Source organism: Specibacter cremeus, from assembly GCF_003946885.1.
In the GTDB taxonomy this organism is placed as follows: Bacteria; Actinomycetota; Actinomycetes; order Actinomycetales; family Micrococcaceae; genus Specibacter; species Specibacter cremeus.
Genome location: NZ_RWKQ01000077.1, coordinates 1 through 10,190 on the forward strand (window position 1 = coordinate 1; position 10,190 = coordinate 10,190).

The window sequence follows — 10,190 nt, forward strand, 5'->3', positions numbered from 1 at the left end:
TGATAACGCCGATTCTGGGCACCCTTGCATCCCGCGTCAACACTCGACGCTCCGCCGGGACCCCTTGGAATTACTCGTCTAGGTTCCGCCAGTGGGCGGGACCGCGTTGCCAAAGACCGGGTTGCCAAAAACAGGGTTGCCGAAAACAGGGGCCGGTGCGGGCCGTTTGGCCGAGAACCCATCGCTGCCCGACTGGTGCCTGAGCCCGCGCAGCACCCAGGGCACGGCGTAGTCCCGGGCCCACAGCAGGTCGCCTGACCGGGCCTGGCGCCAATTTTGCGCCGGGAGGACTTTCGGTTCCATGAGTTTCAGCGAGTGGTCCACGTTGAGCGTGTCCAAGACCATGGCGGCGACGGCGTGGTGTCCCAGGCTGGACGGGTGCAGCCGGTCCTCGTTCCACATCAGCGGATTGTGCAGCTCCGGCATGGCCCACAGGTCCGCGACGACGGCACCGTGGTGCTCGGCGATGGAGCGGACGTTTTCGTTGAAGATGGCGACCTTGGCGCGGAACAGCCCCAACACGGTGGAGCGCCCCGAGTCCGGGCCGACGAAAATGAGCACCGTGGCCCCGTCGGCGCCCATCGCCTCCACCGTCGGTTCCAGGATGGCCGCCAGCTTGTCCGGGTCCGCCCCGGGGTGGATCAGGTCGTTGCCGCCGGCCTGGAGGGACACCAGGTCCGGGTGCAGCTCGAGGGCTGGTCCCAGCTGTCGATCGACCACCTCACGCAGCAGCAGGCCACGGACGGCCAGGTTCCCGTAGGCGAATTCCTGACAGCTGGTGCTCAGTTCCTCAGCCACCCGGTCCGCCCAGCCGCGTAAACCGCCCATGCTGCGCGGCTCCGGGTCACCCATGCCTTCCGTGAACGAGTCGCCCAGGGCCACGAAGCGCCGCCAGGGATGCCGGGACTCGGGGCCTGCGCCTGCGGGAGGATCACTCATGGGTCCATCCTCCACCCGCAATGGCGATTCTGACCGTCCCGGGGCGATTTCGACAGGCTCAATCACCGAACCGGTGGTCGAGCCTGTCGAGACCCCGGGGTGACCTCGGGGTGATTTCGACAGGCTCAATCACCGAACCGCCAGGCAGCGCTTACGCGGCGGCCCGGATGGCGTCGACCAGGACGTCCAGGCCGTCGTTCAGCAGGTCGTCGCCGATGACCAGCGGCGGCAGCAGGCGGATGACGTTGCCGTAGGTGCCACAGGTGAGGATCACGACGCCGGCCGCCAGGCACGCGGCGGCAATCGCCTTCGCGGCCTCGGCGTTGGGCTCCTTCGTGGTGTTGCCGGTGCCCGGCTTGACCAGCTCGATCGCCAACATGGCGCCGCGGCCGCGGAACTCACCGATGATGCCGGCCGCACCGAGCTCGCCGGCCAGCGCGGTGACGCGCTCGGTGACGACCTTTTCGATGTGCTGGGCCCGGCCGACGAGGTTGTGATCCTTCATCGTCTTGATGGCGGCCAGCGACGCGGCGCAGGCCACCGGGTTGCCGCCGTAGGTGCCGCCGAGGCCGCCGGGGTGCACGGCGTCCAACAGGTCGGCGCGGCCCGTGATGGCGGAGAGCGGCAGGCCGCCGCCAATGCCCTTGGCCATGGTGATGATGTCGGGGACGATGCCCTCATGCTCGGAGGCGAACCAGGCGCCGGTGCGGCAGAAGCCGGACTGGACCTCGTCGGCGATGAACACGATGCCCTTTTCCTTGGCCCACGCGACCAGGGTCGGCAGGAAGCCCTCGGCCGGGACGATGAAACCGCCCTCGCCCTGGATCGGCTCGATCAGGATCGCGGCCACGGACTCGGCGCCGATCTGCTTCTCGATCATGGTGATGGCGCGGCGGGCGGCGTCCTCACCCTTGATCTCGGCTTCCTCGCGGTACGGGTAGCTCATCGGCACGCGGTAGATCTCCGGCGCGAACGGGCCGAAGTTCGTCTTGTACGGCATGGCCTTGGCGGTCAGCGCCATGGTCAGGTTGGTGCGGCCATGGTAGGCGTGGTCGAACGCGACGACAGCGTCACGGCCGGTGGCCAGGCGGGCCACCTTGATGGCGTTTTCCACGGCTTCGGCGCCGGAGTTGAACAGCACGGAGCGCTTCTCGTGGTCGCCCGGGGTGAGCTTGGCCAGTTCCTCGGCCACCTCGACGTATCCCTCGTACGGGGTCACCATGAAACAGGTGTGCGTGAAGTGCGCGACCTGTTCCTGGACCGCCTCGACGACGTTCGCATCGGAGGCGCCGACCGTCGTCACGGCGATGCCGGAGCCCAGGTCGATGAACGAGTTCCCGTCCACGTCGGTGATGATGCCGCCGTCGGCGTCCGCCACGTAAACGGGCACGCTGGAGGCGACACCGCCGGCCACGACCGACTTCCGGCGCTCGTTCAGCGCGGCCGACTTCGGCCCGGGAAACGCCCCGAGGATCCGGCGCTTCTGCTCAAGCCGGTACGCAATCTCTGCCATGGAACTACCTTTCACAGTATGTGGGGTGAATCGGGGTGGACGTGTGGGGGTTCGCTTCGTGCCGCACCTCACTGCCGAGCATAGGCCCAGCCCACCCCCGCCGATAATGTCCGGTTGCACCAGTTGCCACGTAATTCTTAGTGCGTTTGTATAATTGTCGCATGGCACTGACCCTGGCGGATCTGGTTGTGAACCCCGCGCTGAACCTGAAAAGCCTCGGATCGAACCGCACCCCGCTGACCGCGTCAATCGACTGGGTGGCCGTGACCGAGCTGGACAACCCGCAGCCGTTCCTCAGCGGCGGGGAACTCGTGTTGACCACGGGCGCGCGCCTGGTCACGGTCGACGCGCAGCGCTCCTTCGTGCGGCAGATCCGCCGCGCCGGCGCCGCCGGGATCGGCTTCGGCATCGGGTTCGAACACGACGTCGTGCCGCCGGCCCTCGTGGCCGAGTCGAACCGGTGGGGTGTCCCGGTGGTCGAGGTCCCCTATGTGACGCCGTTCATCGTCATCGGCAAGCTCGTGGCCGATTCGCGCTCCGCCGACCACTACGCGAAGCTGGAGCGGCTGCTCAGGCAGCACCAGGTGCTGGCCCGGGCGCTGCTCTCCGGCGGCGGGCTGCCGGCACTGCTGCACAAGCTGGCCGGCATGACGGCCACGGACGTCGCCATCACCCAGTACGGGACGGAGCTGTTTTCCAGCACCCCCCATGCCATGCCCGACGACGACTGGCACGCGGTTGCGCTGGCGACGGGCAAACGGGACGCCAGCACGTTGTGGCTGCGCAAGCCGTTCACGGACGACGGCATCGTCGACTACGCCCGCGGCCTGATCGGGATCGAGCTGAACAACCTGATGCAGCGGCGCACCACGGCGCGGCACATTGCCGGCCAGGTGCTGGCGGACATCGTCCACGGCACGCTGGAGGGGGCCGATGCGGCCGCCCGCCTGCAGAACCTGCAGATCAACCCGGCGGCGAAGAACAGCGTCCTGCTCGTCCAGGGGACCGGGACCGCCTTCGCCACCCTGGCCAGCATGAGCCTGCCGCACGAGCTGGAAGGCGCCGTCGCCGCCGTCGTCAATGATGGCGAGGCGCACGAACTGGCCGTCGTGGTCCCGGCACAGGCGGGCGATCCGGGCGCGCTGGGCCGCGCGCTCAGCCGGCAGATGACCGACGTCGGCATCACCGGGTCGGTCGGCATCGGCGGTGCGTATTCGCAGGCGAACGGGCTGCGCTGGAGCTATTTCGAGGCCCGGGAGGCCGCTTCGCGCGGGCTGGACGTGAACGTCCCCGAGCGCTTGTCGCTGACGTCGCTGCTGTTGGCCAGCGGGGACGTGCCCATGGCGGACATGGCGGCGGAGGCGCTGGGCCCCCTCGTCGCTTTCGACCAGGCGCACGGGGCCGAGCTGGTGCACACGCTGGAGGCCTACCTGCGGCTCAACGGCTCGGTGGCCTCCGTGGCCGAGGCGCTGACGCTGCACCGCAACACCGTGCGGTACCGGCTCACGCAGATCGCCGAGCTGACCGGCTACGACCCGGCCGTCACGGCCGACCGGGTCCAGCTGTGGCTGGCGCTGGCCGTGCGCCGGTTGGCGAAGCCGGGCGCCCTCTAGCTCCCGCTACGGACCGGCGGCCGCGGCCCGTTCCAGCCCGGCCACGATGAGGTCCAGGCCGAACTCGAAGGCCTCGTCCGCGCGCCGCTCCCGGCCCAGCCCGGCGGCCAGGGCCGCGCGCAGGGAGTCCGTCGCCGCCTCCCCCGGCTCCCACACCTCCTCGGGGGCGGCCACGTCGAGCGCCGACCCGAGCACGAAGTTGTCCAGCACCGTGATGGCCTCGAGCACCCTGGCCGGGCCGAACCCGGCGGCCACGAACTGGTCGGCCAGCACGTTGTACATGCGGATCGTCGTCTCATCCCGGACCGAGTAGGCGGTCAGCAGCGGGATCAGCCGCGGGTGCCGGGCATAGGAATTGCGGTACTGCACGGCGATCTCCCGGATGACCGGGGCCCAGTCCAGGCCGGCGCTGTGGTCCGGCAGCGCGATCGCCCCCACCGCCTGGCCGCGCATGAGCTCGATGATGTCGGCCTTGCCGTCCACGTGGTTGTACAGCGAGGACGGGCTGACCTTCAGGCGCTTGGCCAGGTCGGGGACGGTGAACTCGCCGTGCGCGTCGACCAGCTCCAGGGCCGCCTTGGCGATGCGGGCGGGGGAAAGCTTGGGGGTGAGCGGCCGTGCCATTGGGTTCCTCCATCAACTGTTTCCACCACAATAACGAATTTCATTCGCCAACCCCTTGCGCCGACCGGGATGTGATCCGGATAATAAACGAACCATATTCGTTTCAATGGACCCCGCCCGAAGGAGCCCCATGGCCACCCCGATCCCCACGCACGCCGGCACCCCGCATCCCCGCACGGACCCCGCGATCGGTTGGCTGATGCCGGCCGAGACGGCGCCACAATCCCGGATCTGGATGGCGTTCCCGCCCGGCGGCTACGCCCTGGGGGACACGCCGGAGGAGGCGCACGCGGCCCGGGGCACCTGGGCGGCCGTGGCCAACGCCGCTGTCGAGTTCCAGCCCGTCACCATGGTGGTGGCCCCCGGCGACCGCGAGGTCGCCGCCAGCTATCTCTCCCCCGACGTCGAGATCGCCGAGGCGCCGCTGGACGACGCCTGGATGCGCGACATCGGCCCCACCTTTGTCATGACGAACGACGGCGGCGCGCCCCGCCTGGGTGCCGTGAACTGGGTTTTCAACGGGTGGGGCGGCCAGGACTGGGCCACGTGGGACCATGATGCGCGCATCGGCGCCACCGTCGCGGAGCTGGCCGGCGTCGACGTCATCGACTCGCCACTGGTCAACGAAGGCGGCGGCATCCAGGTCGACGGCGAGGGCACCGTGCTGGTCACCGAGACCGTCCAGCTGGACCCGGGCCGCAACCCCGGCTGGGGCAAGGCCGAGGTCGAGGCGGAGCTGGCCCGCACCATCGGCGCCACCAAGGTGATCTGGCTGCCGCGCGGCCTGGCCCGGGACGCCGAACGATTCGGCACCCGCGGCCACGTGGACATCGTGGCGGCCATCCCGAGCCCCGGCACGCTCCTGGTGCACCGGCAGGCGAACCCGGAACACCCCGACTTCGCCATCACCGCCGACATCATCGAGCACCTGGCCGCCACCACGGACGCGGCGGGACGGGCCTGGAACATCATCGAGGTCCCCGCGCCGGCCACGCTCACCGACGACGAGGGCTTCGTCGATTACAGCTACATCAACCATCTGGTGCTCAACGGCGGCGTCATCGCGTGCAGCTTCAACGACCCCATGGACGCCACCGCCGTCGAAATCCTGTCCGCCGCGTATCCCGGCCGCAAGGTCGTCACGGTCGACGCCCGGGAACTGTTCGCCCGCGGCGGCGGCATCCACTGCATCACGCAGCAGCAACCCGCACTGCCGTAGGCCGCTCCAGGGTGTCGCCGGTGCTCGTCCAAGTCCGGCCGCGGTTGAACCCGGCCGCCGCCGGCTTCGTTTACACGTTACGTGGCCGGTAACCGTCGTCCCCGTCCGGTCTTCGGCGCCCCGGCCACCCGAGGAAGGAAAATGTGATGTTCACAAGACCAACACTCCCGGGCCGCCTCCGCCGGTGCCTCGCAGCGGCCAGTTTGACTGGCCTGGTCCTGGCCCTTGGGCTGGCGGGCCCGGCGGGCGCCGTGGCCGGCCCGGCACAGCCGGCGGGATCCGGCACGGTTGCCGCCGGCTCGTTCAACCGGCCGGGCGATCTGCTGATCGCCGACCAATTCAACAACAGGGTCATCGAGGTCAACGCCCAGCACAAGATCGTCTGGCAGTTCGGCCTGGGGCCCAATGACTTCTCCGCCCGGTCGATCATCGGCGTCAACGACGCCCAGCGGGTCGGACCCCTGACGCTCATGGCCGGCACCGGAACGCCGGCCAACACCATCCCGCAATGCCCCCAGGGCTGCCCCGACAACCGGGTCATGCTGGTCACTCAAACAGGGCACATCGTGTGGCAGTACGGGACATTCGGAGTCACCGGCTCCGGTCCCAACCAGCTCAACACCCCCGTCCAGTCCACCTGGCTGCCGACCGCACACGTGCTGATCACCGACCAGGCCAACGAACGGATCATCGAAGTCAACCTGACCCGGCACATTGTCTGGCAATACGGGATGACGGGAACGGCAGGTGCCGGATTCAACCAGCTCAACAACCCCAACAGTGCTGAGCTGCTGGCCAACGGCCACATCCTCATCGCCGATGAGAACAACAACCGGGTGATTGAGGTCAACCGCCAGCACCAGATCCTCTGGCAGTACCCCGCCGTCCCGGACACCAACCTGCTCAACGGGGCCGCGTTTGCCAGCCGACTGCCCAACGGGCACACCTTGATCACCGATTCCAACAACAACCGCGCCATCGAGGTGACCCCGGCCGGACACGTGGTCTGGAGCTACACCACCAACACCCAGGCGGGCAGCAACGCCAATCCGCTGCCGACCCGCGCCGTCCGGCTTCGCAACGGCAACACCCTGATCAGCGATCAATTCAACAACCGGGTGATCGAGGTGAACCACGCCGGCATGATCGTGCGCCAGGATGGCCTGCTCAACGTCTCCGACTACAGCCCGACCACCACGACGGCGGGCCTGTACGCGCCCTACGACGCGAAGGTCGTTGGAGACTACACCGGGTTGACCCCACCGTTCGGCTTCCTGGACCTGCGCTAACCTGAGCCGGTTCGGTGATTGAGCTTGCCGAAATCACCCCGGGTCTCGACAGGCTCGACCACCGGNTGGTTGAGCCTGCCGAAATCAGGTTTCGGCAAGCTCAACCACCGGGGGTTTCGACAGGCTCGACCACCGGCACCGATTAGACATCAAACGTCTAACGTTTTATCTTTAAGCAATGCCCCCTTACGATTCCGGCNNNGCGATCCTGGACCCGGCCGCGACCACCGATGCGGTGATTGAGCCCGTCGAAATCACTGCGGTCTCGCTCCCCAGCGGCTCCCACTGCTCGCAAGCTCGCAGCGGGTCCCTCGCCGCTGTGGGCCCAAGCTCGACCACCGGAGCCTCGACCACCGGAGCCCGGCGCACCCGCCTCATGGTCGTGGCCGGGGTGGCCGCCGTCGTGCTGATCGGGTTGAACCTGCGTTCCGGGATCTCCAGCGCATCGGCCCTGTTCCACGACCTGCAACAGGTCCTGGGCTACGGCGCGTTCACGGCCGCACTGCTGCCATCCATCCCGACGCTGTGCTTCGCCATCGCCGGCGCGGGCACGTCGTGGCTGGTGCGCCGCACCGGCGTCGAGAAGGCCATCGCCATCGCCCTGGCCACACTGGCTCTCGGGCTGGGTCTGCGCGCCGTCCCGACCGTCGGCATGCTGGTGCTGGGCACCGTGGTGAGCATGTCCGGGCTGGCCGTGTGCAACGTTGCCATGCCGTCGTTCATCCGGGAGCACTACGCGCACAAGACGGCCACCATGACGGGCGTCTACACCATCACCATGTCGATCGGCGCCACGCTTTCCGCGGCCATGAGCGTCCCGCTGGCGCTGCAGCTGCACTCCCCGTCACTGGGCCTGGCCGCCTGGGCCATCCTGTCCGTCGCGACACTGGCCGCGTTCGCACCGATCGCCATCGCCGCGCACCGCCGCCCTGCCGCCGGACCCGCCACGCACGCCTCGCCCTGGCCGCTGCTGAAAACTCGGCAGGGCCTGCTGATCACGGCGTTCTTCACCATCCAGGCCATCGCCGCGTACTCGGTGATCAGCTGGTTCCCGTACATCCTCACGTCCCGCGGCCTGGACCCGGCCGCCAGCGGGCTGATGTTCGGACTCGCCCAGGTGGTCACCGTCCCGGCGAACGTGGTGCTGCTGGCCATGGCCGCCCGGCCCCGGCTGCTGCGCCCGGCGTTCCTGCTGGCCAGCGGCTGCTACCTGGCCGGCGCCGTGGCCCTGCTCCTCCTACCCGTGACCGCCGCCGCGCTGCCGGCCGTGCTGCTGGGCCTGGGTTTCGGGGTGTTCCCGCTGGTCTTGGTGGTCATCAGCCGCAGCGGCACGACGACGGCTGACGCCACGGCCATGTCCACCCTCGCGCAGTCGGTGGGCTACTTCTTCGGCACGCTGGGCCCGTTCGGCCTGGGCCTGGCGCACAGTGCCAGCGGCGGCTGGACGCTTCCCCTGGTGCTGCTGGTGGCCATCGCCGCCATCCAGGTGGTGCTGGCCTGGCTGCTCACGGCCGTCCGGAAGCATGTGGCCGCAGAGCCGCGGGCCGAGGAGCAGAGGATCGCGTCATGACGCTCACCCCCTCGCATCGCGAACCGCTCGCCCAGGAGGTGACCGGGAAGCTCCGTGACGCCATCAGCTCCGGCGAGTGGCCGCTCAACGAGCGCATCCCGGCCGAGCCGGCGCTCATGGCGTCGCTCGGCGTGTCCCGGGGCACGCTGCGCGAGGCGGTCAAGTCGCTGGCGCATGCGGGCATGCTGGAGGTGCGCCGCGGCGACGGCACGTATGTGCGGGCCACGAGCGAGATCGCCGGGGTCACGCAGAAGCTGATTGGCCGGCACGGCGCCGAGCACGTGATCGAGGTCCGGTTCGGCCTCGACACGCAGGCCGCCCGGTTGGCCGCCCTCCACGCCGATGAGACGCAGGTGGGCGAGCTGCGCGCCCACCTGGCGGGCCGCCGTCGTGCCTGGGACGACGGCGACCTGCCCACGTGGGTGGAGCGGGACTGGGACTTTCACCTGGCCGTGGCGGCGGCGTCCGCGAATCCGCTCTTGTTTGAGCTGTATGAGTCGTTCGGGGACGTGTTCCGCAGCAATTTACTGGTCCAGCGCGGCGCCAAGGGCTACTTCGGCTGCCATCCGGAGGGCCATGAGGACCTGCTGGCGGCCATCGAGGCGCACGACCCGGACGCCGCGCTGGAGAGCGTGAACCAGAACCTGAACTACTGCCTGCGCTGGTTGCAGGCGTAGGTATCAGGCGGTGACGATTACGCGGTGACGTTGGCCCCGCGGGACACGGCCACCATGTCCTCGCGCGGGACCACCTTGACGCGCTCGCGCCGCACCGGGCCGGCCTCGGTGGCGGCCGCGCCGAGCGCCAACTCGTGCGCATCCAGCTCGAGCCAGCCCTCCCACGTGGTGAACTCGACGCCGCGGTCCGCCAACAGGTCCGTCACGGCGTCGGCGGACGGCACGACGGCGGCGGGCAGGCTTGCGCGGTCGGCCAACAGATTCGTGATGGTCTCCAGGGCGTCGCCCTTCGTGTGGCCGATCAGCCCGACCGGGCCGCGCTTGATCCAGCCGGTCGCGTACAGGCCCGGCACCGGGGCGCCNGCGTCGTTCACCACCACCCCGCGGCGGTGGTCGAACTCGACGTCGGCCAGCGCCGAGCCGAAATAGCCCACCGAGCGATAGACGGCCTGGACCGGGTAGTCGAGGAACTCGCCCGTGCCGCGCGCATTGCCGGTGCCGTCCAGCTCGGTGCGCTCGAACCGGATCCCGGTGACCTTCCCGTCCTCACCCTGGATTTCCACGGGGTTGTGCAGGAAGTGCAGGTGCAGGCGCCGGGATGCGCCCGTGGTGGGGTCGGCGGCGTCGTCGTCCTGCTCCACGAGCCAGTTGGTCAGCGTGGTGACCATGGTCTTGACCTGGTTGTTCGTGCGCACCAACTCGTCCGAGGCCGCGTCGAACTCGAAATCCTCCGGATACAACACAAT

At 69.2% G+C, this 10,190-nt stretch carries 9 protein-coding genes; 5 read left to right on the plus strand and 4 right to left on the minus strand.

Annotation, left to right across the window (positions count from 1 at the left end; genetic code table 11):
• Positions 1–78 precede the first annotated feature (78 nt).
• On the minus strand, positions 79–939 hold the full coding sequence (locus EJC77_RS19735) for an SGNH/GDSL hydrolase family protein (RefSeq protein WP_125616872.1): 861 nt from the start codon (positions 937–939) through the stop codon (positions 79–81).
• 151 nt (positions 940–1,090) lie between these two features.
• On the minus strand, positions 1,091–2,452 hold the full coding sequence (gabT, locus tag EJC77_RS19740; protein ID WP_125616875.1) for a 4-aminobutyrate--2-oxoglutarate transaminase: 1,362 nt from the start codon (positions 2,450–2,452) through the stop codon (positions 1,091–1,093).
• A 161-nt stretch (positions 2,453–2,613) separates the two neighbouring features.
• On the opposite strand from gabT, the gene EJC77_RS19745 reads away from it, so the two are divergent.
• On the plus strand, positions 2,614–4,065 hold the full coding sequence (locus EJC77_RS19745) for a helix-turn-helix domain-containing protein (protein ID WP_125616878.1): 1,452 nt from the start codon (positions 2,614–2,616) through the stop codon (positions 4,063–4,065).
• A 6-nt stretch (positions 4,066–4,071) separates the two neighbouring features.
• On the opposite strand, the gene EJC77_RS19750 is transcribed toward EJC77_RS19745, so the two are convergent.
• Positions 4,072–4,689: a TetR/AcrR family transcriptional regulator gene (locus EJC77_RS19750; RefSeq protein ID WP_125616881.1), complete on the minus strand. Its 618-nt coding sequence runs from the start codon at positions 4,687–4,689 to the stop codon at positions 4,072–4,074.
• Positions 4,690–4,888: 199 nt separating this feature from the next.
• On the opposite strand from EJC77_RS19750, the gene EJC77_RS19755 reads away from it, so the two are divergent.
• The 4 genes from EJC77_RS19755 (at position 4,889) to EJC77_RS19770 (ending at position 9,444) form a co-directional block, all read left to right on the plus strand.
• Entirely contained in the window at positions 4,889–5,908 is a 1,020-nt protein-coding gene (locus EJC77_RS19755) for an agmatine deiminase family protein (RefSeq protein WP_125616892.1), read from the plus strand.
• A gap of 203 nt (positions 5,909–6,111) precedes the next feature.
• On the plus strand, positions 6,112–7,197 hold the full coding sequence (locus tag EJC77_RS19760) for an NHL repeat-containing protein (protein ID WP_125616884.1): 1,086 nt from the start codon (positions 6,112–6,114) through the stop codon (positions 7,195–7,197).
• A gap of 376 nt (positions 7,198–7,573) precedes the next feature.
• Positions 7,574–8,767, plus strand: a complete 1,194-nt coding sequence (locus EJC77_RS19765) for an MFS transporter (protein WP_240630389.1) — start codon at positions 7,574–7,576, stop codon at positions 8,765–8,767.
• Positions 8,764–9,444, plus strand: coding sequence for a FadR/GntR family transcriptional regulator (locus tag EJC77_RS19770; protein ID WP_125616890.1), 681 nt, complete (start codon positions 8,764–8,766; stop codon positions 9,442–9,444). Before EJC77_RS19765 ends, EJC77_RS19770 begins: the two co-directional genes overlap by 4 nt.
• 17 nt (positions 9,445–9,461) lie before the next feature.
• On the opposite strand, the gene EJC77_RS19775 is transcribed toward EJC77_RS19770, so the two are convergent.
• The coding region (locus EJC77_RS19775) for a ferredoxin--NADP reductase domain-containing protein (RefSeq protein ID WP_476712886.1) at positions 9,462–10,190 on the minus strand (729 nt) is incomplete at its 5' end.

Excerpts from the sequence above, each read along its gene's own strand:
- EJC77_RS19735 (WP_125616872.1), bottom strand. The coding sequence starts at position 939 with ATGAGTGATCCTCCCGCAGGCGCAGGCCCCGAGTCCCGGCATCCCTGG.
- gabT (WP_125616875.1), bottom strand. The coding sequence starts at position 2,452 with ATGGCAGAGATTGCGTACCGGCTTGAGCAGAAGCGCCGGATCCTCGGG.
- EJC77_RS19745 (WP_125616878.1), top strand. The coding sequence starts at position 2,614 with ATGGCACTGACCCTGGCGGATCTGGTTGTGAACCCCGCGCTGAACCTG.
- EJC77_RS19750 (WP_125616881.1), bottom strand. The coding sequence starts at position 4,689 with ATGGCACGGCCGCTCACCCCCAAGCTTTCCCCCGCCCGCATCGCCAAG.
- EJC77_RS19755 (WP_125616892.1), top strand. The coding sequence starts at position 4,889 with ATGCCGGCCGAGACGGCGCCACAATCCCGGATCTGGATGGCGTTCCCG.
- EJC77_RS19765 (WP_240630389.1), top strand. The coding sequence starts at position 7,574 with ATGGTCGTGGCCGGGGTGGCCGCCGTCGTGCTGATCGGGTTGAACCTG.
- EJC77_RS19770 (WP_125616890.1), top strand. The coding sequence starts at position 8,764 with ATGACGCTCACCCCCTCGCATCGCGAACCGCTCGCCCAGGAGGTGACC.